The 24,391-nt window shown below is 65.4% G+C and carries 21 protein-coding genes; 12 read left to right on the forward strand and 9 right to left on the reverse strand.

The features are described from left to right. Window positions 1–6: 6 nt before the first annotated feature. Window positions 7–432: an EthD domain-containing protein gene (locus VFG17_RS07850; RefSeq protein WP_325028898.1), complete on the reverse strand. Its 426-nt coding sequence runs from the start codon at window positions 430–432 to the stop codon at window positions 7–9. A gap of 85 nt (window positions 433–517) precedes the next feature. Between VFG17_RS07850 and VFG17_RS07855 the strand changes: the two genes are divergently transcribed. After that, window positions 518–928, forward strand: coding sequence for a Zn-ribbon domain-containing OB-fold protein (locus VFG17_RS07855; protein WP_325028899.1), 411 nt, complete (start codon window positions 518–520; stop codon window positions 926–928). Further along, window positions 925–2,088 (forward strand): thiolase C-terminal domain-containing protein, encoded by a 1,164-nt coding sequence (locus VFG17_RS07860; RefSeq protein WP_325028900.1) that lies wholly within the window; start codon window positions 925–927, stop codon window positions 2,086–2,088. Before VFG17_RS07855 ends, VFG17_RS07860 begins: the two co-directional genes overlap by 4 nt. Here VFG17_RS07860 and VFG17_RS07865 read toward each other — a convergent pair whose 3' ends face one another. Genes VFG17_RS07865 through VFG17_RS07885 form a run of 5 tightly spaced genes read right to left on the reverse strand, consistent with a single transcriptional unit; the run spans window position 2,089 to window position 7,538 of the window. Beyond that, window positions 2,089–2,874, reverse strand: a complete 786-nt coding sequence (locus VFG17_RS07865; protein WP_325028901.1) for an SDR family NAD(P)-dependent oxidoreductase — start codon at window positions 2,872–2,874, stop codon at window positions 2,089–2,091. Next, window positions 2,871–4,355, reverse strand: a complete 1,485-nt coding sequence (locus VFG17_RS07870) for an aldehyde dehydrogenase (protein ID WP_325028902.1) — start codon at window positions 4,353–4,355, stop codon at window positions 2,871–2,873. Before VFG17_RS07870 ends, VFG17_RS07865 begins: the two co-directional genes overlap by 4 nt. Before the next feature lie 21 nt (window positions 4,356–4,376). After that, window positions 4,377–5,153, reverse strand: a complete 777-nt coding sequence (locus tag VFG17_RS07875) for an enoyl-CoA hydratase/isomerase family protein (RefSeq protein WP_325028903.1) — start codon at window positions 5,151–5,153, stop codon at window positions 4,377–4,379. A gap of 10 nt (window positions 5,154–5,163) precedes the next feature. Beyond that, window positions 5,164–5,937 carry an enoyl-CoA hydratase-related protein gene (locus tag VFG17_RS07880; protein WP_325028904.1) on the reverse strand — a complete coding sequence of 258 codons (774 nt, stop codon included), beginning with the start codon at window positions 5,935–5,937 and terminating at the stop codon, window positions 5,164–5,166. Continuing rightward, complete coding sequence (locus tag VFG17_RS07885) at window positions 5,934–7,538, reverse strand: GMC family oxidoreductase (RefSeq protein WP_325028905.1); 1,605 nt, start codon at window positions 7,536–7,538, stop codon at window positions 5,934–5,936. Before VFG17_RS07885 ends, VFG17_RS07880 begins: the two co-directional genes overlap by 4 nt. Before the next feature lie 128 nt (window positions 7,539–7,666). Here VFG17_RS07885 and VFG17_RS07890 point away from each other — a divergent pair, with 128 nt between their 5' ends. Beyond that, on the forward strand, window positions 7,667–7,987 hold the full coding sequence (locus VFG17_RS07890) for a 2Fe-2S iron-sulfur cluster-binding protein (protein WP_325028906.1): 321 nt from the start codon (window positions 7,667–7,669) through the stop codon (window positions 7,985–7,987). A gap of 56 nt (window positions 7,988–8,043) precedes the next feature. Continuing rightward, window positions 8,044–8,670 (forward strand): TetR family transcriptional regulator, encoded by a 627-nt coding sequence (locus VFG17_RS07895; protein ID WP_325028907.1) that lies wholly within the window; start codon window positions 8,044–8,046, stop codon window positions 8,668–8,670. Between the two features lie 2 nt (window positions 8,671–8,672). Here the strand turns inward: VFG17_RS07895 and VFG17_RS07900 are convergent, their stop codons facing one another. Then, window positions 8,673–10,808 (reverse strand): molybdopterin-containing oxidoreductase family protein, encoded by a 2,136-nt coding sequence (locus VFG17_RS07900; RefSeq protein ID WP_325028908.1) that lies wholly within the window; start codon window positions 10,806–10,808, stop codon window positions 8,673–8,675. A gap of 226 nt (window positions 10,809–11,034) precedes the next feature. Here VFG17_RS07900 and VFG17_RS07905 point away from each other — a divergent pair, with 226 nt between their 5' ends. The 3 genes from VFG17_RS07905 to VFG17_RS07915 are packed head-to-tail and all read left to right on the forward strand — an operon-like array spanning window position 11,035 to window position 14,487. Further along, on the forward strand, window positions 11,035–12,231 hold the full coding sequence (locus tag VFG17_RS07905; RefSeq protein ID WP_325028909.1) for a cytochrome P450: 1,197 nt from the start codon (window positions 11,035–11,037) through the stop codon (window positions 12,229–12,231). 55 nt (window positions 12,232–12,286) lie between these two features. After that, window positions 12,287–13,477, forward strand: coding sequence for an acyl-CoA dehydrogenase family protein (locus VFG17_RS07910; protein ID WP_325028910.1), 1,191 nt, complete (start codon window positions 12,287–12,289; stop codon window positions 13,475–13,477). Next, on the forward strand, window positions 13,474–14,487 hold the full coding sequence (locus VFG17_RS07915) for an acyl-CoA dehydrogenase family protein (protein ID WP_325028911.1): 1,014 nt from the start codon (window positions 13,474–13,476) through the stop codon (window positions 14,485–14,487). Before VFG17_RS07910 ends, VFG17_RS07915 begins: the two co-directional genes overlap by 4 nt. 42 nt (window positions 14,488–14,529) lie before the next feature. On the opposite strand, the gene VFG17_RS07920 is transcribed toward VFG17_RS07915, so the two are convergent. Next, entirely contained in the window at window positions 14,530–15,954 is a 1,425-nt protein-coding gene (locus VFG17_RS07920; protein ID WP_325028912.1) for an aldehyde dehydrogenase family protein, read from the reverse strand. A 112-nt stretch (window positions 15,955–16,066) separates the two neighbouring features. Here VFG17_RS07920 and VFG17_RS07925 point away from each other — a divergent pair, with 112 nt between their 5' ends. From VFG17_RS07925 to VFG17_RS07940, 4 genes are all read left to right on the forward strand, one after another. Then, window positions 16,067–18,202, forward strand: a complete 2,136-nt coding sequence (locus tag VFG17_RS07925; RefSeq protein WP_325028913.1) for a molybdopterin-containing oxidoreductase family protein — start codon at window positions 16,067–16,069, stop codon at window positions 18,200–18,202. Between the two features lie 105 nt (window positions 18,203–18,307). Beyond that, entirely contained in the window at window positions 18,308–18,916 is a 609-nt protein-coding gene (locus tag VFG17_RS07930) for a helix-turn-helix domain-containing protein (protein WP_325028914.1), read from the forward strand. 107 nt (window positions 18,917–19,023) lie between these two features. Next, window positions 19,024–19,800 (forward strand): DUF2889 domain-containing protein, encoded by a 777-nt coding sequence (locus VFG17_RS07935; RefSeq protein ID WP_325028915.1) that lies wholly within the window; start codon window positions 19,024–19,026, stop codon window positions 19,798–19,800. Between the two features lie 18 nt (window positions 19,801–19,818). Further along, window positions 19,819–21,420, forward strand: coding sequence for an AMP-binding protein (locus tag VFG17_RS07940; protein ID WP_325028916.1), 1,602 nt, complete (start codon window positions 19,819–19,821; stop codon window positions 21,418–21,420). On the opposite strand, the gene VFG17_RS07945 is transcribed toward VFG17_RS07940, so the two are convergent. Then, on the reverse strand, window positions 21,392–22,999 hold the full coding sequence (locus VFG17_RS07945; protein WP_325028917.1) for an AMP-binding protein: 1,608 nt from the start codon (window positions 22,997–22,999) through the stop codon (window positions 21,392–21,394). The two genes, VFG17_RS07940 and VFG17_RS07945, sit on opposite strands and share 29 nt — an antisense overlap. Before the next feature lie 171 nt (window positions 23,000–23,170). On the opposite strand from VFG17_RS07945, the gene VFG17_RS07950 reads away from it, so the two are divergent. After that, window positions 23,171–24,376 carry an aromatic ring-hydroxylating dioxygenase subunit alpha gene (locus tag VFG17_RS07950; RefSeq protein ID WP_325028918.1) on the forward strand — a complete coding sequence of 402 codons (1,206 nt, stop codon included), beginning with the start codon at window positions 23,171–23,173 and terminating at the stop codon, window positions 24,374–24,376. The last annotated feature ends 15 nt before the right edge of the window (window positions 24,377–24,391 follow it).

The raw sequence follows: 24,391 nt of genomic DNA on the forward strand, positions 1-24,391 counted from the left end.
GGCCGCTTAGCCGATAACTCGATAATCTTCCGAGAGGAAGATCGGCGAATTGGGCAGGTCGATGAACTTCCTCTCGTCCGCGAGCAGCAATGCGCCCGCCTCCCGTCCCGCCTCGGTCGCGCCGGCGGCGGCAAAGCTTTTCATATCGTCCCACCAGAGCTGCGCGACGCCGTCGAAATCGAGCCCCGCCGAGCCGCGAACGTCGGCGAGCGGAAAGGCACCGGGCAAGGTCAGGCTGTGCGACTGGACATATTTGCGGATGCCGAGCGCCGCGGCGTGCGCGCGAACCAGCGGCGCGTGCCGGTTGCGCCAATAGTCCTGGAACGCCTCGCGCGTCAGGTCCGGCAGTCGTTTGAGGCAGAAAGTCACTCGCAGCATTCGCTTTTCTCCATTGCTCGGCGCATCGGCGCGCCTAGCGCGCCACTTCGTCATTGCACCCTTTCCTTAAATCTATATATAGTAGATAAAAGATGCAACGGGCGCGCGAGCGGCGTGGCGGGAAAGGATGACGGGGCGAATGAGCTATCAATCGGCAACGGGCCCGATCGGCGCCGAAGGGCGCTACTGGGACGCGCTTCAGGAGGGACGGCTGGAACTGCCGCGTTGCACGGGATGCGGGCAATGGCACTGGCCCGCCGTGTGGCGGTGTGGCGCCTGCGGCGGCTGGGATCATGAGTGGGTCGAACAGCCGATCAAGGGCGAGGTCTTCACCTATACCCGCACGCACCATCCGTTCGGCGGAGCCGAGGCCTTCACAAAGCCCTTTTCGACGCTGGTCGTCACGCTGAAGTCGGTTCCGATCCGCCTCGTCGGTGTGCTCGAAGGCGACGAGACGGGACTCAGGATCGGCGCCCCGGTCACCGGAACGATCGCGCGCACCGCGTTCGGCGACGCCCAAATCCCCGCGCTGCGCTGGAGCCTCGCATGAGCATCAATCTGTCCGGCCTGACGGCGGCCGCCGGCGTCGGTTATCATCAGTATAAGCGCGGCACCGCGCCGCTTCCCGAACGCGGCGTCCTCGTTCGCGCCATCGTCGATGCGTGCGAGGATGCGGGCTTCGATCCGGCCGATGTCGATGGCTTCGTCTCCTATGGCGACGACAAGAACGAGCCCGTGCGGCTGATGCCCGACCTCGGCACCAAGGCGATCAACTGGTCGGCGCAGGTGTGGGGCGGCGGCGGCGGCGGGATCGCCGGGGCGTTCGGCATCGCCGCGTCGGCAATCCTGACCGGACAGGCACGCGCCGTGGTCGTGTTCCGCGCGCTGGTCGAGGGGAACAGCGGGCGGCTGTCGGCGGCGGTGATGGCGCATCACCTCAACGATCATATGGTGGCATCGGGCATCCTCGCGCCTGCGCAGGTCTGCGCGATGCGCGCGCAGCGCATGTTCGAATATCATGGCGTGCCCTATGAGCTTTGCGAGGAACTGGTTCGCGCCTCCTACTATCATGGTAGCCGCAACCCCGATGCGGTCGCCTATGGCAAAGACTTCGACCATGAGGAATATCGCGGGTCGCGGATCATCGCCGAGCCCTTTCACCTGTTCGATTGCAGCCGCGAAAATGACGGCGCGGGCGCGATCCTGCTCGTGTCGACCGAGATGGCGCGCGACCTGAAGAAAAAGCCGGTCAAACTGCTGTCGGTCGCGCAGGGGACCGAGGCGGGTTATGGCGACCTGCTCGAAAATGACGCGACCGAGCTTTATCCGACGGCGGGTTTTCGCGCGATCCGCGACCGGCTCTTCGGCACCGCGGGACTGACCCCGGCCGATATCGACATCGTCCAGCTCTACGAGAATTTCAGCGCGCAGGGCATCGCGTCGCTGATCGATCACGGCTTCTGCACTTATGAAAATGTCGCCGATCTGGTCCGTTTCGAAAATCTGATCGCGCCCGGCGGCAAGCTGCCCGTCAATACGTCGGGCGGCAATCTGGCGCATGGGTTCGTCCACGGCTTCGTGACCGCGGTCGAAGCCGTGCGCTGCCTGCGCGGCGAAAGCCCGAACCCCGTCCCCGGCGCGCGCACCTGCCTGCTCGCGGGCGGGCCGGGCGCGCCGACGATCAGTTCGGCGATCTTCGGGGTCGATTGATCAGGTGACGGTGTAGATGCCGCCGCTAACCGGCAGCAGCACGCCCGTCACCCATGCCCCGGCGCGCGAAGACAGGTAGATCACCGCGCCCGCGATATCGTCCATCTCGCCCGCCCGCGCGCCGAGCGGCGTGACGAAGCTCTTGGGCACCGCGTCGCCCGCGCTCATGCCGAGAAATTTTTCGGTCAACCGCGAGGGGAAGAGCCCGGGCGCGATGGCGTTGCAACTGATGTTGCGCTTGGCAAGATGGCGGCCGAGGTGGCGCGACATCATCGCGACCCCCGACTTGCTCGAGGCATAGGCGAAATTTTCGAGATGGCCCGGATTGAGCGCGGCGATCGACGCGATGTTGATCACGCGCGCGGGGTCGCCAACCGCAGCGCCGCTTTCGAGGCTTGGCAGCAATTTGCGCGTGAGCAGGAAGGGCGCGGTCAAGTTGAGGCTCAGCACGGCGTCGAAATCCTCGCGCCCATCGGCATCGAGCGGCGTCGGACGATCGGTTCCAGCGTTGTTGACCAGGATATGGAGCGGCCGGTCGCCAAGCGCCTCCGCAACGCGCGCGATCCCTTCCTCGGTCGCGACGTCGGCTGCGACGCCTTGCGCATGGCCCCCGAGTTCGGCGACGATCGCCTCGACATCGCCCGCGCCGCGCGCGACCACCCACACCTCGACGCCCGCCTGCGCCAGCCCGCGCGCGATCATCCGGCCGATACCCGAGGTTGCGCCGGTCACCAGCGCGCGCTTGCCCGCGACGTCGAACAGCCCGGCGATGTAATCTGCGCTCATGCGAGCGCGCCGGGAGCCTGCGGCAGGAACACGGTCTTGACCTCGGTGAAGGGCTCGATGCCCTCGGGCCCGCCTTCGCGGCCGACGCCCGATTTCTTGAAGCCGCCAAAGGGATTGGTCAGGTCGAAGTCGCGGCCATTCTGGGTGAAATGGCCGGTGCGGATGCGTCGCGCGACGCCGTAGGCGCGATCGGTGTCGTGCGTATAGACGCCGCCCGACAGGCCGAACTGGCTGTCGTTGGCGATCGCGATCGCCTCCTCGACGCTGTCATAGGGGATCACCGCGGTGACCGGACCGAAGATTTCCTCCTGCGCGATGCTCATAGCGTTGGTCGCGTCGGCGAAGACCGTCGGCTCGACATAATAGCCGCTGTTCAGCGACGGCGGGCGGCGGCCGCCGGTCGCGATCCGCGCGCCCTCGGCGACGCCCTTGTCGAAATAGCTCGACACTTTCGCATGGTGCCGCGCCATCGCGAGCGGCCCCATCGCCGTCGCCGCATCGAGCGGGTCGCCGACGCTGGTCGCCGCCATCGCCGCGGCGAGGCTTTCGACATAAGCATCCTTGCGCGCGCGCGGGACGAGGACGCGGCTGAAATTGATGCACACCTGCCCGCAGAGCAGGGTGATCATCGGCGCCAGCGCGGGTCCCATCGCCTCGGGCTCGAAATCGTCGAGAACGATCGCCGCCGACTTGCCGCCCAGTTCCATCGTAAAGCGCGCCATGCGGCCGGCGCAGACCTGCGCGATATGCAGCCCGACCTCGGTCGAACCGGTGAAGGCGACCTTGTCGACGCCCGGGTGGCGGACAAGCAGGTCCGACGCCTCGCGGTCGGCGGGCAGCAAATTGATCACGCCCTCGGGGAAACCCGCCTCTTCGGCGGCTTCGGCGAGCATGAAGGCCTCGAGCGGGGTTTCGGGCGCGGGTTTCAGGATCACGGTGCATCCGGTCGCAAGCGCGGGCGCCAGCTTGATGAGCAGCGAAGCGAGCGGACCGTTCCACGGCGCGATCGCTGCGACGACACCGACGGGCTCGCGCACCACCACTGCGACCTTCGACATCATGCCGTTCGAAGGACGCACATCCTCGAACGGATAGGCTTCGGCGAGCCCGGCATAATAGTCGAGCAGCCCCGCGGTGCCCGCGCCCGATCCCTGCGCCATCCCGATCGGCACCCCGACCTGCGCGATCCACGCGCTGTCGAGCGCCGCGCCGCGCCGCTGCAGCGCCTGCGACAGCGCGCGCATATAGGTCGCGCGTTCGGCCGCCGACAGACGCGGCCACGGCCCCTCGTCGAATGCCTTGCGCGCCGCCGCGACCGCGCGCTCGACCTCGGGCGCGCCCGCCGCGACGACCTCGCCGAACGCCTCTTCGGTCGCCGGATTGATCACCGTAAAGCGGCCGCTGCCCTCGACGGGGATCCATCGCCCGCCGATGAACAGCTTGTCGGGATGCGCCACTTGCGCGTTGGCTTGGCCGATCATTCTACTCTCCTGATGTCATATTCAGCGTTTGTGGTCGTCGTGCTCGGACAGGAATGTGCCGAAGGTCTCGCCCCCGCCGGGCGCATCGGTCATGCTCGCGATCATCCAGTCATATTCGGCCTGCCAGCCCGCGAGCGGTGAGCGCGTCAGGCTAGCGTCGACGAGCGACTTGATGCCTGCGATACCCTGCGGCGGATTGGCGGCGATGGCGGAGGCGAGCGCGAGCGCGCGCGCCTCGAGTTCAGAAGCCTCGACGATTTCGTTCACCAGCCCGATGCGTTCCGCTTCTCCCGCGCCGACGACCTGCCCCGTCATCAAGATCGCCTTGGCGCGTGGCGCCCCGACCGCCCGCGGCAGCGACCATGTGGCGTTGGCGCCGCCATAGCCGACCGCCGTCACCTTGAAGCGAAAGCCGGGGGTCGCGATGCGCATGTCACAGGCAAGCGCGAGCAGCGCGCCGGCGCCGAAACAGATGCCGTCGATCGCGGCGATGACCGGCAGTGGATGCGCGGCGACGCGGCCGAACACCGGGTCGCGCGCCTCGAACGCGCGGCGCATCGCTGCGGCGTCGAACCCCGCCATTTCATGGATATCGAAGCCCGCGCTGAACGCCTTGCCGCCGCGCGCGCCGATCACGATCGCCCGGATATCGGGGTCGGCTGCGGCCCGGTCGAGCTGCTCGGCGAAGGCCAAGAAGGTCGGCGTATCATAGGCGTTATGCACCTCGGGCCGGTTGAAAATCAGGTGCAGTACGCCCGGAGCGGGGGCCTCGACGATCAGCGTCGGTTCGGTCGTCATCGGCGGATCCTCAACTTTTGGACGGCATATGCGCCGCCTGATCGGGGTCGAAGGCAGTCACCATTTCATAGCCCAGCGACGCTTCGAAAATCGGCATCGCGCTGCGCAGCCAATGGTTGAGCGCGCGCTTGCTGAGCTCGACCGCGAGCGGCGACCGTTCGGCGAGCGTCGCGGCATAGCGCAAGGCAAGCGGCAGCACCTCGGCGGGCGGCACGGCGTCGGACACCAGCCCGATCCGCTCGGCCTCGCGTCCGCTGAGCTTGTCGCCGGTGAGCAGGTAACGCTTCGCCTTCGCCATCGAGCAAAGCAAGGGCCAGACCATCGCGGCATGATCGCCCGCGGCGAGGCCGATGCGGAGATGCCCGTCGGAGAGGTTCGCCGCTTCGTTCACCACCGAAATATCGGCGATCAGCCCGAGCGCAAGGCCGATCCCCGCGGCGGGCCCGTTGATCGCCGATACGAGCGGTTTACGCATCTCGATCAGCGCGGTCAGGATCTGCGACGTCTCGCGCATCATCCTTATCTTGTTGGCATAATCATTGCCGTCGCCCGCGATATCGGCCCAGTCGCCGCCGACGCAAAAGGCCCGCCCCGCCCCCGTCACCACCGCGGCGCGCGCCTCGGGATCGGCGTCGATCAGCGCGGGCAGCCGGGCGAGTTCGCTGTGCAGCGCGTCGTTCGTCGCATTCATCCGCTCGGGGCGGTTCAGCGTCAGCAGGACGACGCCCGGCATCGGGCGCTCGGCCGTGATATGCTGAAAATCATAGGCGGCGGCTTCGCTCATGCGGCGGTGCGGATCATTTCGGCCGCCTTCTCGCCGATCATGATCGTCGCCGCATTGGTGTTGCCGCTGGTGATCTGCGGCATGATCGAGGCGTCGGCGACGCGCAGTCGCCCGACGCCGCGGACGCGGCATTGGGGATCGACGACCGAGCCCGCGTCCGATCCCATGCGGCAGCTGCCGACCGGGTGATAGGTGATCATCGCCTTGGCGCGGACATATTCCTCCCAGCCCGCGTCGTCGCGCGGCACCGGGTCGGGCGACCGGTCGCCGAGCGTGATGGCACTCAATGCGGGCATCGCGAACAGCTTGTCGACCAGCTTCATCGCGCCGATCAGCGTGTCGACGTCGGCGCGCTCGCCGAGCAATTTATGATTGATCACCGGCTCAAGCGCGTCGCCGAGTTCGACCCGGCCGCGCGACTTCGGCCGCGTCAGCGACACATTGATGCTGACGCATGGCTCCTTGGGCATCACCGCCTCGGCCGACGACACCGTATCGGGCTCGACATTGTAGGCGAGCGGCATGAAGTGGAGCTGGACGTCGGGTTCTTCGAGGCGCTCGCGCGTCCGCGCAAGTCCCATCGCCTGCACCGCGGGCGCTCCCATCGGGCCGGACTTGTTCCAGAAGAATTTGGCGAGATGCCGGACCATGTCGAGCGGCCCGACCTGGCTGTTGAGCGTCGGCACGCTGACGAACTTGTTCTGGGTGATGCCGGGATGCTCCTGCAGATTATGGCCGACCTCGCGCCGGTCCGCCTGCACCGCTATCCCGCGTGCCTGCAGATAATCGCCCGCGCCGATGCCGGAGCGGAGCAGCAAGGCTGGCGAACCCATCGCCCCCGCAGCGACGATCACCTCGCGGCGGGCGCGAAGAATCTTCGCATCGCCGCCTTGCCGGTAGCGGATGCCGACCGCCTCGCCATTCTCGATCAGGATCGTTTCGACATGCGCATTGGTGATCGTCATCAGGTTCGGACGCTTCCGCGCCTCGCGCAGATAAGCCTTCTCGGTGCTGCACCGCCAGCCGTCGCGCTGGGTCGCCTGCGTAAGATACGCCCCCTCCATCTGCCCGCCATTATAATCGTCGAGCCGCGCCAGGCCATATTGCTCGCAAGCGCGAAGGAACAAGTCGCACAGCGGGTGCGGGTCGCGCATCGGTGACACCGACAGCGGCCCCTGCAACCCGTGGTTCTGGTTCGGCGCTCCCGCCCAGCTTTCGCTGCGCAGGAAATAGGGAAAGACGCTGTCGAAGTTCCAACCCGTCGCGCCCAGCCGCTCCCACGCGTCGAAGTCGGCGCGGGTGCCGCGGATATAGACCTGACCGTTGATCGAACTGCCGCCGCCGAGCATGCGCCCACCGGACCAGATGAAGCGCCGCCCGTTGATCGATTCGTCGGGTAGCTGCCAATATTTCCAGTCGTAACGGTCGTCGACGAGCATTTTCGCGAAGCCGACGGGCATCTGAACCATCAGCCCGGTCGATTCGCCGCCCGCCTCGACCAGCGCGACGCGGACCGCGGGATTTTCGCTCAGCCGTGCCGCCAGCACGCAGCCCGCGCTTCCCCCGCCCACGACGATATAGTCCGCCTCCTCGCCCAACATGCACTCTCCATCAATCGACTAATTAATTTTACGCTCCATAGGCGCGTTCGTTGACACGGTCACCATGCAATATTAATTGATCAATTGAAAGTGGGTTGATCCACAGCGACCGGGACAGGAAAAACCATATGCCGAGCGTCAATTTCCATAATGCCGACGGCAGCGTCGAGACCGTCGAAATCGCGGCCGGAAACTCGGTCATGCGCGGTGCGCGCGACAATATGGTCGAGGGGATCGAGGCCGATTGCGGCGGCGTCTGCGCCTGCGCGACCTGCCACATCTATGTCGCCCCCGAATGGCTGGAGCGCGTCGGCCCCGCTGGCGCCGACGAGAGCGAGATGCTCGACTGTGTCAATGACCCGCGCCCGAACAGCCGCCTTTCTTGCCAGATCGCGATGACCGACGAACTGGAGGGCTTGACAGTCTTCCTGCCCGAGTCCCAACGATAGGCTGGGCGAACATATCGGACATGGGAATGGCCAGGGGAATGGACGGAGAGAGCGGCTTGACGATCAAGGCGGCGCGGCGCGAGGAACGGTCGGCATCGGCCGAGGCGCTTTTGAACGCGACGGCGCAGCTTCTGTCCGAGGCAACGACGATCGACGTTTCGCTGAACGAGATTTCGCAGCGCGCGTCGGTCAATTCGGCGATGATCAAATATTATTTCGGCAACAAGGAAGGGCTGTTGCTCGCGCTTCTCGAACGCGATGCCGAGACCGCGATGACCGCGCTCAAGGCCTTGAGCGAAATGGAAATTCCGGCGCAAAAGAAGCTGAAGATCCACATCAACGGCATCATCAACGCCTATTATCGCTCGCCCTACATCAATCGGCTGATCCACTATATGGTCGAGTCCGGAAGCCCCGCGGCGAGCAAGCGCGTCGCGCAGATCTTCATCGAGCCGATGATCGACGTCTATCGCGACATCGTCGCGCAGGGGGTGCGCGAAGGCGTGCTGAAGGAGGTCGACCCCGGCCTGCTCTATTATTGCCTCGTCGGTGCGGCGGACCATATTTTCCACGCGGGCTATTCGGTGCCGTCGACGCTCGGCGTCGACCGGCTCGACGACGGCATCAAGCAGAAATATGCCGAACTGGTCTGCGACATCTATCTGCGCGGCCTCGCACCCTGACATCACGCCGGGTGTAGCGCCGTCAGTTCGACCGCGATCCCGTCCATCAGCGTCGTCCCCGACACCGCCTCGACCACGTCGGGGCCGTGGCCGAGCAGGATGTTCACATTCGCGCCGCCAGCGCGGTTGGCACGCTGCCAACCGCCGGTGCCGTGACCGAAGCAATGCGGATAGGAGACGGTGCCGCGCCGGTGGTCGTCATTGATCTCGACCTCGACCTCGATCGCCCCGAACCGGTTCGACAGCGTCGCGCGGTCGCCGTCTGAGAGGCCGCGTTCGGCGGCATCGTCGGAATGGATATGCAGCGTCGGCTTTTGCGAGCGGATCAGCCGGTCGACATTGTGGAGCCAGCCATTGTGAGAGCGCATGTCGCGTCTTGAAAGCAGTTTAAGACCGTCGACCGGCGCCGCCGCGAACAGCCGGTCGAGTTCGGCGCCAACCATATCGTCCCACAGGTGAATCCTGCCGTCGGCGTGCGCGATCTTCTCCTGATTGCCCCAGGGGATCGGGATGTCGAGCATCACGCCATGCGGATGGTCGCGCAGCTTGTCGATCGACCAGTCGCCATGCACGCCCGCCGGCCCCTGCCGGATCGCGCCGTCGAGCACCTCGAGCGGGCGCATCTGGCCGCCCGCCGCCTGCGCCGCGACCTCGTCGGGCGAAGCGGCGGGCATGCGCAGCCTCATCCGCGCCAATATGTCGCAGAAGGTGTCGAACTCGCTCCGCGCTTCCCCGACCGGCGCGATCACGGGCTCGGTATATTGCAGGAAGGGTTGCACCATGCTCATGAACGGCACCATCGGCAGGTCGGCTCGCTCGTAAAAGGTCAGGCCCGGCAGCACATAATCGGCGTAGGACCCCGCCTCGTTGATATAGAGGTCGAACGAGACCGACAGCTCGAGCTGCTCGAGCCCGCGCCGCAGCCGGTCGCCGCCCGGCGCCGCGAGCAGCACATTGCCGCCGAGCGACAACAGCGCGCGAACCTTGCCGGGGCCGGGTTCGAGGATGTCGTCGGGCATCACCGCCGAGGGCAGGAATTGCGTCACGCTCGGGAAATTTCCGACGCGGCTGCGCACCTCGTCATAGCCGCCGGTCGTGGCGCGGTCGCTGCCCGCGAGCACCGGGGTCGCAAAGGTGCTGCCGCCTTCATGGCCGAAGGTGCCGCCGACCATGTTGAGCGCCGAGAGCAGGAAATTGGCAAGCGTCGCATGCGGCCCGCGGCAGATGCCGACACGGCCGTAGCACACCGATTTCGGGCTGGCGGTGAGCCGGCGCGCGAGGGACTTGATCGTCTCGACCGCCATGCCTGTGCGCCGCGCCGCATCGTCATAATCGATTCCCGCGAGCGCTGCCCGAAGCTCGGGCCAGCCCGCGCAGCGTTCCGCCAGAAACGCCTCGTCGGCCAGCCCCTCGTCGGCGAGCGTCTTGAGCATCGCCAGCATCAGCCAGCAGTCCGAATTGGGCTCGATCGCGACATGTTCGTAGCGCGCCGCGGTCTCGCTGCGCCGCGGATCGACAACGACGACCCCGCCGCGCGCCGCGACCGCGTCGAGCTGGTGTCGGACGCGCGGGGTGAAGATCAGCGATCCGTGCGAGATCAGCGGATTGGCCCCGAAGATCAGCATGAAGTCGGCGTTGTTAACGTCGGGCACGTCGATCGTCAGCGGGCTGCCGTAGAGGATCCAGTTGGCGGTGAAGCGGGCATTGGTGTCCTGCGATCCCGCGCCATAAATCTTCGTCGTGCCCAGCGCCTTCAGGAACATGCGGAACCCCGTCATGCCGTCGGTCGCATAGGCGGGCGGATTGCCCTGATAGCTCGCGACCGCATCGGGGCCATGTTCGGCGATGATCGCCGACAGCCGCGCCGCGATATCGTCCAGCGCCTCGTCCCAGCTCACCGGCTCGAAGCGCCCCGGCGCGACGCGCTTCATCGGCCGTGTTACCCGGTCGGGATCGTGCGTCACGCCATGATAGGCGATCCCCTTGACGCAGGCATGCCCCTGCGACGACGGATTGTCGGGGTCGGGCCGCGCCCGCACGACCTTGCCATCCTCGACCGTCGCCACCAGCCCGCACACCGCGGTGCAGATGCGGCAGAAGGTCACATGGTCGCCGTCCTCGCCCGTTGCTGGCCGCATGATTCGCTCCGGTTAATTGATCGATTAGAACCTTTCATTCTTTTCGCCGACTGTCCAGATTTCCGTGAATGTAAAGCCAACCCAACGGCATAGAAATCACCATAAGGCGCCGATTTCTCTCATGCGGAGCTATATAACAGTTAATCGATTGGTTGACACGACTCGCCATTTGATCGAAATTGCCTCGCGAAAAGACTTATGGGCGCACAGGCGAGAGGATCGAGCGATGGCGGACGTCAAAGATTATGCGGTGGAAGAGTTCAGCCAGCACGACCGCGCACTGATGCAGCGCCCCTATGATTTCTACGACAAGGTGCGCGAGACCGGCTGCCCGGTCGCGCGGTCGGAGCAGCTCGGAGGCTTCTGGTACACGACAAACTATGCCGCGACGCGGCGTGTCTACGACGATTTCCGCACCTTCAGCTCGGCCGACGGCACCGCGCTTCCCAAACAGCCGTTGCCGCTCTATCCGATCGACCTCGACCCGCCGCAACAGACGCGGATGCGCAAGCTGCTGAACCCCATCTTCCTGCCCGACGCGATTCAGAAATATCGCCCGCGCTTCGAGGCGATCATCACCGAACTTCTGGACGAGATTGCGCCCAAGGGTGAGGCCGAACTGCAGGAGCAGCTTGTCCGGCCCACGCTCGCCACGGTCATCATGCCCTTCCTTGGCGTGCCGAGAGACGATTGGGAGATGCTGGCGCACAAGCTGGACTTCCTGACCCGGATGCGGGTCGAGGATCCCGAAACCTGCGCGAAATATGGCGTCGAGCTCAGCGACTATCTCTATGAATTTGCGACGCGGCGGCGCGGCACGCCGCCCGAAGACGATCTGATGCAGATATTGATCGATGCGCGAATCAACGACGAGGCGCTGACCGACGAGGAAATCGTCGGCATCGCGACGCTCGTCCTGTTCGGCGGCCTCGACACGACCAGCGCCGTCGTCGGCATGGCGCTCTGGTATCTGATCGAACACCCCGACGACCGCGCCCGCCTGCTGGGGGGCGAGGTGGATTTCCCGAGCGCACTGCACGAATTCGTCCGCTACACCTCCCCGATCCAGGGGCTGCGGCGAACCGTCACGCGCGACACCGAACTCGAAGGCTGCCCGCTGAAGGCCGGGGACTATGTCATGGCGATGAACGGCGCCGCCAACCACGATCCCGGCAAATTTCCGGACCCCGACCAGGTTCGCTTCGACCGACCGATCGGAAACGAACATGACCATCTCGGCTTCGGCGGCGGAGCGCATATCTGCATCGGGCAGCATTTCGCCAAGACGCTGATGGAAACACTCATCCGTGCAATATTCGACCGCCTGCCGGACCTTCGGATCCAGCCGGATTTTCAGCCCGCTTTCGCGGTCGGCGAGTCGCGGGTGCTGAAGACATTGCCGGTCACCTTCCGCGCATCCTGACCATCCTATAGGGTGGACCGCAACCCGCGTTCCGCCCCATCAACAGGATCATGATGTGCTGAAGCTGACCGCTGAAGAAACCGCCTTTCAGGGCGAAGTGCGCGCCTTTTTCGCGCGCGATTATCCCGCACATGTCATCGCGAAGAACGGGGCGGGGCAGCGGCTGACCAAGCAGGATCATATCGACGCGCAGCGCGCGCTTCACGCGCGTGGCTGGCTCGGCGTCGGCTGGCCGCGCGAGGTCGGGGGTACGGGCTGGACGCCAACCGAACGCTATATCTTCGATCAGGAGCTCGAACTGGCGCACGCCGCGGCGATCATTCCGATGGCGGTGATCTATATCGGGCCGATTATCGCCGCCTTCGGATCGGATCAGCAAAAGGCCGAATGGCTGCCCGCAATCCTCGAATCGCGCAGCTTCTGGGCACAGGGCTATTCGGAGCCCGAAGCCGGGTCGGACCTCGCTTCGCTGCGCTTTTCGGCGGTGCGCGACGGCGAGGATTATATCCTGAACGGCACCAAGATCTGGACCTCGGGCGCGCAGTGGGCCGACTGGATCTTCTGCCTCGCGCGCACCAGCCGTGAAGAGCGCAAGCAGCAGGGCATTTCGCTGATCTGCGCCCCGCTCGACCTTCCAGGCATCAGCATCCACCCGATCCGCCTGATCGACGGCTCGGACGAACTCAACCGCATCGAGTTCGACAATGTCCGCGTTCCCGTCGCCAACCGCATCGGCGAGGAGGGGCAGGCGTGGCACTATGCCAACGTCCTGCTCAAGAACGAGCGCCTGTCCTACGCGCATATCGGGGCCAAGAAGCGCGATCTGGCGCAGCTGCTCAAGGAAGCGACGCGACTGCCCGCGAACGGCGGCGGCACGATGAACCGCGACCCGGCCTTCCGCCTTGCCCATGCCCGCGTCGAAGCGCGGCTCGCGGCAATCGAGGCGTCGATCCTGCGCGCGCTGCGCGGCGAGATTTCGATGGCGACCGCGGCGGCGCTCAAGAGCGCCTGCACCGAATGCGCGCAGGCGATCACCGAACTCGGCATCGACCTTGCCGGCCGCAGCCGGCTGCCGATGCTCGACCGCGATCGCGCCGATTGGGCGGCGACGGCGCCCGCGACTTCGCCCTTCGGCCCGGCGGCCGTCCAATCCTATCTCTTCGAGCGCGCGCAGACCATCTACGGCGGATCGACCGAAGTGCAGAAGAATATCATCTGGCGTGCGCTCGCGGGGATGGCGCGATGAGCGGCGCATCCGAAGCCGAACAGGCGATGCTGCGCGATGCGGTGCGCGCTTACCTCGCTAGGGACAGCAAGCCCAGTTGGGCCGATTTCGCGGACCGTCTCGGCATCGGCGCGGCGCTGCTCGACGCGCGGCAGGGCGCGATCATCGCCGAAGAGATCGGGCGAGCGCGAGCGCCTCTGCCTTTTGCGGAGGTGGCGACGACGACCTGGCTGCTCGACCGCTGCGGCGCTCCCGCCCCGCCCGCCACGGCGATCGCGACGCTCGCCTGGGCCGAGCCCGGCCTGCGCTACGACTTTGCCGGAATCGCCGCGACCGCGCGCCGCGAAGGCGGCGGCTGGCGGCTCAACGGAACAAAGTCGGTCGCCGGCTGGGCGGCCGAGGCCGATACGATTCTCATCACCGCGCGTACCGGCGACGACAGCCTGTCACTCTTCCGGATCGATCCCGCCAAGGCCGCAGGCCTCAGCCTCTCAACCTATCGCATGATCGACAGCCACCCCGCCGCCGACCTGTCATTCGAGAATCATGCTCTCCCCGCCGACGCATTGATTGGTCCCGAAGGCGGGGCCAGCGACCTGCTCGAAGAAGCGCGCGACCGCGCGCTAGCGCTGCTCGCCGCGGAGGCGGTGGGGCTGCTCGACAGCCTGCTCGAACAGACGGTCGCCTACACCGGTCAGCGGCGTCAGTTCGGCCAGCCGATCGCCGGCTTTCAGGCGCTGCAGCACCGGATGGTCGACATGTATCTCGAATGCGAGCTGGCGCGTTCTTCGGCTTGGCTGGCGGTGGAAGCTCTCGACCAAGAAGCCCCCGGACGCGGCCGCGCGGTGTCGAGCGCGATGGTCAATATCGCCCGCGCCTGCCGCTTCGTCGGCCAGCAGGCGATCCAGCTCCACGGCGGGATGGGGATGACCGACGAGCTGCCGATCGGTCACTATGTCAAGCGCGCGATGGCGATCGAGGTGTTGTGGGCCGACGCCGACTGGCACCTCGCCCGGATCGCCGGGCTCTAGGGCCGGACGCGCATGCCGGAGCAGCGCGCCCTTTACCGCCCGTCAGGCCGACTTCTTGGGCACGAAGATCACCTTGGGAAAGGTGAATTCGCGCAGGCCATCGGCACCATTTTCGACGCCGAATCCCGACTGTTTGGCGCCCGCAAAGGGGATATGCGGGCCATTCTGGAAATTGTCGTTGATCCACACCGTTCCCGTCTCGATCCGGTCCGCAACCGCGACCGCCGCGTCGATATCCTTCGACCACACCGCGCCCGCAAGGCCGTAGTCGCAATTGTTCGCGCGCGCGACGACATCGTCGATGCTAGAAAAGCGCAGCAAAGGCAGCACTGGGCCGAACGCCTCCTCGGTCACCACCGCCGCATCCTCGGGCGGGTTGTCTACAAGCGTCAGCGGAATGAAATAGCCATCGCCCTCGGGCACCTCAGCGCCCTGCAGCAAGCTCAGCCCCTCGGCGCGCGCGCCGTCGATCAGCGTGCGGACCCGGTCGTACTGCGCCCGGTTCTGCACCGGGCCATATTGAACGCCCTGCTGCGCCCCGTCGCCGACCACGGCTTCCTTCGCCAGCCGGTGAAAGGCCTCCAGCATCTCGTCATAGATGTCGTCGTGGATATACATGCGCTTGGTGGCGATGCAGACCTGCGCGGTGTTGTAGAAGGAGCCGAAGAACAGCTTCGGCGCGACCTCTTCCACATCGACATCGGGCAGTACGATCGCGGCGTCGTTGCCGCCGAGTTCGAGCGTGATGCGCTTGAGGTCGCGCGACGCCGCCTCCATCACCCGTTTGCCCGTCGCGGTCGATCCGGTGAAGCTGATCTTGGCAAAGCCCGGATGCGCGGTCATCAACGGCCCGAGCGCATCGTCGCCCGAGATGACGTTATAAACGCCGGGCGGCAGGATATCGCGCCACAGTTCGGCGAGCTTCAGCGAACAGAGCGGGGTGTAGGGCGACGGCTTCAGCACCATCGTATTGCCCGCGAGCAGCGCCGGCGCGATCTTCCACATCGCCAGCAGGAACGGAAAATTCCACGGCACGATCGCCGCGACGACACCGAGCGGCTCGTGCTTGACGATCACCTGCCGCGTCTCGCTATCCTCGACGATCTCATTGGCGAGTTCCTGCCGCGCGACCGATTTCAGCCACCAGGCGCCCATCTGCACTTCGCCCTTCGCGAGCGCCGTCGGCCGCCCCTGCTCGGCGACGAACAGGGCGGTGAACTGGTCGAGATGCGGCTCGATCGCCTTCGCCGCCTTGACCAGCAGGTCGCGCCGCCCTTCCCAGCCGAGCGCCTTCCACGCGGGCAGCGCGCGCTTCGCCGCGGCAACCGCCAGATCGAGCTCGGCCTGCCCGGCACAAGGCGCCGACGCGAAAGCCTTTCCGGTCGCCGGGTTGATCACATCGACGCGCGCGGCTGTGTCGACCGCGGCGCCATCGATGGTCAGCGTATAATCGTTGGTGAAGTCCATTTTTCCCTCGCCCTGCCTGATCGGAAATCCAGCTTTTCCAAACCGGTTTGCACCATTTGCCCGGATAATCAAATACTATTAGATAATGAGTGATATTTATGAGGAGAAGGCGATGAACGAGAGTCCGGCGACGCGGCTGCGGCCCGGTGAGGACGGCGTGCATTTCACCTTCTGCCGTTTGTGCGAAGCGCATTGCGGGCTTGCGGCAAAGGTCGAGCACGGGCGCATCACCGACGTCCAGCCCGACAAGGCGAATCCTCATTCGCAGGGGCATGTCTGTCTGAAGGGGATTACCTTCCACAATGTCACTTACGATCCCGACCGCATCCTGACACCGATGAAGCGTGTCGGCGGCCCGGGCGAATTCGTGTCCGTAGGCTGGGACGAAGCGCTGGACGACATCGCCGCGCGGCTGGGCGCCGTGATCGATACGCACGGCCCCGACGCGGTCGCGTCGTACAAGGGCAATCCGATCGCCTTCGGCATCGACGTGTCGTTCAGCCTCAAGGCGTTCCTGGGGACGCTGGGCATCACCAAATATTATGGCGCGGGGTCGCAGGACACCAATGCACGGCTGACCGCCTGCTACATCGCCTTCGGGTCGGCGGTGACCTATGAAATTCCCGATCTGCCGCATAACGACATGCTGCTGATGTTCGGTGCCAACCCGCTGGTCTCGAACGGATCGATGGTCTGGTCGCCGCGCGTGCGCCACGATCTCGACGCGATTGCGGAACGCGGGCGCGTCGTCGTGGTCGATCCGCGCCGCACCGAGACCGCGCGCCGCTACCAGCATGTCGCGGTGCGCGCGAACGGCGACGTCTGGCTGCTGCTCGGGCTGCTCCGCGTCTTGATCGACGAAGAATTGTACGATGCCGCCTATATCGACGCGCATAGCAATGGCTTTACCGATCTCGCCGGCGCGGTGACGCAATATGCGCTGACCGACTGCGCCGAGCGCGCCGGCGTCGATGCCGACACCATCACCGAACTCGCACGCAGCTTCGCCGCAACGCCGCGCGCCGTCGCTTATGGCCGCCTCGGCGTCTGCCGCGGACCGCACGCGACGCTCGAGAATTTCCTGCTGATCGCGCTCAACCTGCTCGGCGGCAAATTGGGACGAAAGGGCGGCGCGATCTTCAGCCGCACGATCCTCGGCGGGGCGCAAAAGGTGCTGACCGGCGGTTATGGCGATACGCGCAGCCGCGTCGGCGATTTCCCAAGCGTCGCGCAATTCCTCGCCTCGGCGATGCTGCCGGCGGACATATTGGAGCCGGGCGAGGGGCAGGTGCGCGCGATGATCCTGACCGGCGGCAATATGGTGATGTCGGCGCCGGGCGGGCAGGCGCTGATCGATGCGCTGCAACAGCTCGACCTGATCGTCGCGCTCGATCTCTATCAGACCGAGAGCAACCGCTATGCCGACTATATCCTGCCGGTACCGACCTTCTTCGAGCGCGACGATTACCCGATGGCGGGGCTCGGATCGATGATCCGCCCGTTTGTGCAAGTGACCGATGCGGTCATCCCGCCGGTGGGCGAGGCGCGCTCCGAATGGGAGATTTTCAATGCGATCCTGACCCGCATGGGCAAGCCGACGCATGGCCGGCCGATGGACGATCTCGACAAGGCCTTCCGCCTCGGCCCCGCCGGCGACCAAATGGGCGCGAGCGACGGCTGGAGCTTCGACACGCTGCGCGAGGTCCCGCATGGCGTGATGGTCGACCTGCCCGATCCCTATGACCCTTGGCCGAGGATTGTGTGGCCCGATGGCCGCGCGCTGCTGTGGCACGAGATGATCGCCGCCGAATTCGCGCGCCTGATGCCCGCGCCGTCCGACACGCTGCGCCTGATCACGCACCGCGACATCCGCTCGCTCAACAGCTGGCTGCACAATGTCCCGCGCCTCGTCCGCAGCCAGCATCCCGATCTGCTGATGCATCCGGGCGATGCCGCGCGGCTCGACCTTGCCGATGGCGAGGCCGTCGAGCTGTCCACCGGCACCGCCACCGTCACCGTCCGCATCGCAATTACCGAGGATATGCGCCCCGGCACCGTCAGCTATCCGCACGGATGGGGCCATCATGGCGGCTGGCGGCACGCCAATGCGCAGGGCGGCAGCAACATCAACTGGCTGCTACCGATCGGCGAGCAAGCGGTCGAAGCGATTTCGGGTACGACGATCATGGACGGGCTCGAAGTATCGATCCGGAAACTGGCTACCATCGCTGAAACAACCGCCGCCTGAGAGGAGCGGCCGGCGCCGCGCCGCGATTTTGCGACTTGTTCGCATTGCCAGCCTTGCTAACGACGTCGCGATGCAGCATTCCCGGTCGGGAGCAGGAGATCGGCAATGGACAGCGGCCCGGCGGCAGCCCGGACGGACGATAATTCGACACAGGAGCGCATCCTGCGCGCCGCCTATGATTGTTTCGAGCAATATGGGATTGCAAAGACGACGATCGAGAATATCGCGAGCCGCGCCAAGGTGTCGCGGCCGACCGTCTATAAATATTATCCGAGCAAGGATGCGATCCTCGACGAGATTTCGGTGCGCGAGACGTGGCGCGTCAACAGCGAAGTGCGGCGGCGGCTGGTGCGCTCAGACGATTTTGCCGATTTCCTGACCGATACGCTGCTGCTCGTCATCCGACTGGCCAACGAGAATATCTATATCCGCCGCATGGTCGAAAGCATCGAGTTTCAGGAGTCGGTGATTTCGCCGAGCAGCCTGATGCAGCAGTTGCAGCGCACCTGGTGGACGAACCTGTTCGAACAGGCGCGCGCGCGCGGCGAAATCGCGGCCGACCTCGAGATCGACGAGATTATCTATTGGCTCGCCCGCGCGCAAGCGATGCTGATGCTTCAGGTCGCCTCGCCGCAGATCGACGATGCCGAAAAGCGTCGTTTCATCCGGCGCTTCATCGTCCAGCCCCTGCTCGCCGGCAGCGAAATACGATAACGCCTCCATCACCGACTTGACGGCCCCTCGCCAAGCTGACACAGATATTTAATCAATTGATTAAGTAGCCGGGCGACCAAGCCGCGGGCATGGGAGATCTGCGACCGATGACCGACGATCTGGCGGGCCCGATGCCCGCCAATCCCCGATATGGTGACGGCTATTTCGTCCGGTCGACGGTGTTTCGCCGCCGCGCTCCCGATCGGGTCGAGGCGGTAATGGAGGATCCTTTCCACGCGTTGGCGCTGTCGATCCATCACGACGATCGCGCGCTGACCGCCGTGGCGAGCCGCTGGGAACGCCATCCGCTAACCAGCTGCGCGGGTGCCGAGCGCGCGCTGTCCGGCCTTGCCGGCCTACCGCTGATCGCGGATTTGCGCACGCGCTGGCTGCAGACCGAACCGGCGCTGCAATGCACCCATATGTTCGACACGCTGCGCCTCGCCGCCGCGCATATCGCGCAAGACCGCGACGATCGGCGTTATGACGTCATCCTGCCCGACGCCAATGCCGACAAGCAGCCGGTCCGCCTCCTTCAGGATGGCGCGCCCGTGCTGGAAATCGAAATCGACGCCGAATTCCGGATCACCGCGCCCTCGCTCTATGCTGGCGCCCCCTTGCTCGCAGGCTTCGCGCGCTGGGCGACCGAACGGCTGTCGGCAGAGGAGTTCGAACGCCTATTCCTGATCCAGCGCGGCGCCTTCGTCGGACGCGGGCAACGCATGGACATCACGCAATATTATGGACGCGCGGGCGCCTTGTCGGGCCCATCGCCCGCCGCCTGTTTCGGCTCGCAGCCCGAACGCTATGCGACCTCGCTCCGCCTCGCCAATGCACGCCCCGGCCTCCGCCGCGAGGATGCCGCCCGCTTCCCCTTCGCCTGACTGCTGCAGGAAGAACCGATGTCCGATATGCCCTTCCCCACTGCCGAACAGGCGATCACCCGCCATCTGCTCGAACGACAGGCGCGCGAGCATCCCGACGATCTCTACATGCGCTTTCAGGACGGCAGCGAATGGAGTTTCGCCGAGGCGCTCGATCAGGCGCATCGCGCCGCAGCCGCCTTGCAGAAACTGGGCGTCGGCCAAGGCGACCATGTGTTTAACTGGTTGCCCAACGGCAAGGCGGCCGTGCGCGCATGGCTCGGTACGCATATGCTCGGCGGCGTTTTCGTGCCCGCCAATCTCGCCTATCGCGGCAGCCTGCTCCGCCACGTGCTGTGGCTCGCCGACGCGAAGGTCGGGCTGGTCCACCGCGACCTCATGCCCCGTCTTGCCGATGTCGAGCGCGGCATGCTCGAACAGGTGATCGTTATCGGCGGCGACGCCGATCCCGTCGACGGCCTCACACTCCACGGCGAGGATATTTTGACCGCGCCGGGCAGCGCGGGCGACCTCGCCCGGCCGCTCGCGCCGTGGGACAATATGGCGATCATCTTCACCTCGGGCACCACCGGCCCGTCGAAGGCGGTGATGTGTTCCTATGCCCATATGTGGACCTTCTACCATGCGGCGATGCCGGCGATGATCGGACGCGAATATCGCCATCTCGCACATCTGCCGATCTTCCATTCGGGCGGCTTCGGCTGCCTTTACGGACAGCTCTCGAACGCCGGCTCGGTGGTGCTCGTCGAATCGTTCAAGACCGACCAGTTCTGGCAGATCGTCCGCGAGCATGGGGCGAATACGACGACGCTGCTCGGGGCAATGATCCCCTTCCTGCTCAGCACCCCGCCGTCGGACGACGACAGGAACCACAGCCTCAAATCGGTGAGCGCGGTTCCCTACACCGCCGACGTCAAGGCGTTCACCGCGCGCTTCGGGGTCGGCGCCTTCGCCGCCTACAGCATGACCGAACTCGCCAATCCGGTGCAGAGTCCGCTCAATCCCGACAAGATCGGCGTCGCCGGGCGGCTGCGCGCGGGGCAGCATATCCGGCTGGTCGACGAACATGATATCGAGGTGCCCGAAGGCGCGGTCGGCGAGGCGATCCTGCGCTGCGACCAGCCCTGGACGATGTTCACCGAATATTACAAGAATCCCGAGGCCACCGCCGAAACCTGGCGCAACGGCTGGCTGCACACCGGCGACCTGCTGCGCCGCGACGCCGACGGCGATTATTTCTTCGTCGACCGCCGCAAGGACGCGATCCGCCGCCGCGGCGAGAATATCTCCGCCTATGAGGTCGAACAGGAAATCCGCGCCTTTGCCGGCGTCAAGGAAGCCGCGGTGATCGGGGTCGCGAGCGACAAGACCGAGGATGAAGTGATGGCGTGCATCATGCCCGCCGAAGGCGCCGAGGTCGACCTCAAGACACTGACCGATTTCCTCGCCACCCGCCTGCCGCATTATATGGTGCCGCGCTACTTCCGGCTGATGCCCGACCTGCCGCGCACCCCGACGCAGAAGATCCAGAAATATGCGCTGCGCGACGACGGCATTACCGCCGACACCTGGGACCGCGAGGCGGCGGGGATCAGGTTGCGGCGGGAACGGATCGGCTGAGCCGGTCCCACGTCGCCGCGTTCACCGGGCTTTCGCGGAGCCCCGCCTTGCGAATCTTGCCCGTCGGGGTGCGCGGCAGGTCGTCGACGAACTCGACGAAGCGCGGCACCATATAGCGCGGCAACCGCTCGGCGAGATAATCGACAAGCTCGCCCTCGCCGAGCGGCGCCGAACCGTTGAGTTTCACCGCGATCTTGATCTCGTCCTCGTCGGCCCGCGCATTGCCCGGAAGCGCGGGGACATCGGCCGCCTTCACTCCGATCGCCGCGGCTTCGGCGACCGCCGGATGCGCGCGCACCTCGCCTTCCAGTTCCAATGAGGAGACATTGTTGCCGCGCACGCGCAGATAATCGTTGGCACGGTCGAGGAAGTAGAAATAGCCGTCGGGATCGCGGCGCAGGATATCGCCCGTCGCATACCAGCCGTCGCGCCACGCTTTCCGGTTCGCCTCGGGCTTATTGAGATAGCCCCTCGTGATCAGGAACGGCGCCTTGCCACGGATCAGCAGTTCGCCCGCCTGCCCGTCGGGTAGATCGCGGCCCTCGGCATCGACGATGCGCACCTCGTAAAGCGGCGACAATTTGCCGCAGGTCTGCGCGTTCGGCAGGTTCGACGCGTTCAGCGGAAAGCCGATTTCGGTCATCCCCCAGCCTGTGCAGACCCGGACCCCGAAGCGCGTCTCGAAATCGCGATAGTCGGGCAGCACCGGGTTCATCAGCACCCCTTGCAGCGGATTGTCGGCATCATCGACTCGCCGTTCGACGTTCATCAGGAAACCGGCGATCCCCATCAGCTGCGTGTGCGTGCAGCCATGTTCGCGTACATCGGCCCAATAATGGCGGACCGAAAACCGGCTGCGGAACACCATATGCCCGCCGCGCACCGCCGCGAAAACGAAGCCGACGCGCCCCGACGAATGGAAGGTCGGCCAGGGCGAATAATAGACCGGCACCTGATCCGGATCGATCACCTCACCGCTGAAATTATGCTGCACCTGCTGGATCGAACCCCAGGCCTGCAGCACGCCTTTGGAGGGGCCGGTGGTGCCCGAGGTGTAGATGACGGCGTTGGTGTCGGCGAGCGTGGGTTCGGCGTGATCGATGCGCGGCGCGTCCGCCTCGACCGACGCCAGCGTCGCGATCGATATGGCACTGGCGCAGACCTCATCGTCGATCGTGATGATCCGCTCGAGCGTTTCGAGCCGGTCGCGGACCGCATTGACCTGATCGACGCAGGCGTTGCTGGTGATCAGCACCCGCGCGCGGCAGTCGTTCAGCGCATAGGCCAGCAGATTGCCCTTATATTCGGGATTGATCGGCACCTCGAGCGCACCGCGCCAACCAAGCCCGATCCACGCGCAATAGGCCGCAAGGCACGGATCGAGCATCGTCGCGACGCACTCGCCGGGTTCGATACCCAGCGCGGCCATCGCGTCGGCAACACGGAGCGCGGCGTCGTGGAACTCGCCGCCGTTCATCGTGCCGCCCGCCACGTCGGTGATCAACGGCGCCGACGGATCGCGCGCCGCACGTTCGCGGATCAGCACCGGGACCGAGGGCATATTCAGCGTGTCGACCATATCTCTCCCCGCGCTTCGCTTTGCCGGAACACCGGCGCGTAAAGTCGCATTTTCCACAAAGCCCTTTTTATATAGGTTTTTGCTATTTACAATGCTACATATATGTAAAGGCAATTGCTCCACATATCGCGCCGAGCCGTTGCTGTCCGATCAGAAAATGCGGAGAGTCGAATGTATCTGAGCCCCGAACATAACCGTCAGGTGGCGGAAAAGCTGTTCCGGCATATCCGCGACAACAGCACCGACATGATCGAGGAAACCTACGAATATCCGCTTTCGGTCTATTCGGACCCCGACATCGCCGTCGCCGAACGCGAGAAAATCTTCGAACATTATCCGATGATGGCGCTGCACAGCAGCCAGCTGCCCGAATCGGGCAGCTATGTGACCGTGAAACTCAACCGCAGCGAGGCTCTCGTCACACGCGGCAAGGACGGCCAAGTCCGCGCCTTCCTCAACATGTGCCGCCATCGCGGCGCGACGCTGGTGACGCAGGCCGAGGGCAAGCAAGGCCGCTTCTCCTGCCCCTATCACGGCTGGACCTACACCAACGAGGGCGAGCTGATCGGCCTGACCTTCAAACAGACGCTGGGGCTCAGCCTGCCGTGCCGCGAGCGCAATCTGATCGCTTTGCCGTGCGAGGAGCGTCACGGCTTCGTCTGGATCGTCGAAAATCCCGAAGGGTCGATCGACGTCGCCGCGCACCTCGGCCCGGTGATGGACGGCGTGCTCGCCAATTACGGCCTCGACCGCCAATATTTCTATCGCGAGGCCTTTTTCGAGTTCGACCAGAACTGGAAGATCATGGTCGACGGGCTGACCGACGGCTATCATGTCCAGTGGGTCCATGGCCCGACGATCCGGCCCTATTTCTACATGAATATGATGGCGCGGGTCGAGGGCACCGGCGACCATGCGGTGACGACGACGCCGCGGCGCAAGATCGACGAGATATTGGGGAGCGAACCGGGCGAACACGACCTCGACCCCTATGTCGTTTACGGCAATATGGTCTTCCCGAACGTCAGCATCCAGCTGCACCCGCATCATGCCGAATTCTGGACGATGTATCAGGACGTCCATAATCCCGGCCGCTCGCGCGTCCACTTACGCTTCCTCACACCCAAGGCGCCCGGCGACTATGACGAAAAGGGTCAGGCCGTCCTCGCCAAGAATTGGGACATCGCCGAGGCCGCGATCCTGAATGAGGACGTGCCGGTCGGCGACAGCATCCAGCACTCGGCGAATATGCCCAATACCGGCACGATGCTGCTCGCGCACAACGAAGTCATCAACCAGCAGTTTCACCGCAGCTACGACCGGGTGATGGCGGGACCGGCCGTGGTGCCGATGCAGACGCGCGCCGTACGCGGCTGACGAAGCTTTCCTCGC

The organism is Sphingopyxis sp. (genome assembly GCF_035686825.1).
Classification (GTDB): Bacteria; Pseudomonadota; Alphaproteobacteria; order Sphingomonadales; family Sphingomonadaceae; genus Sphingopyxis.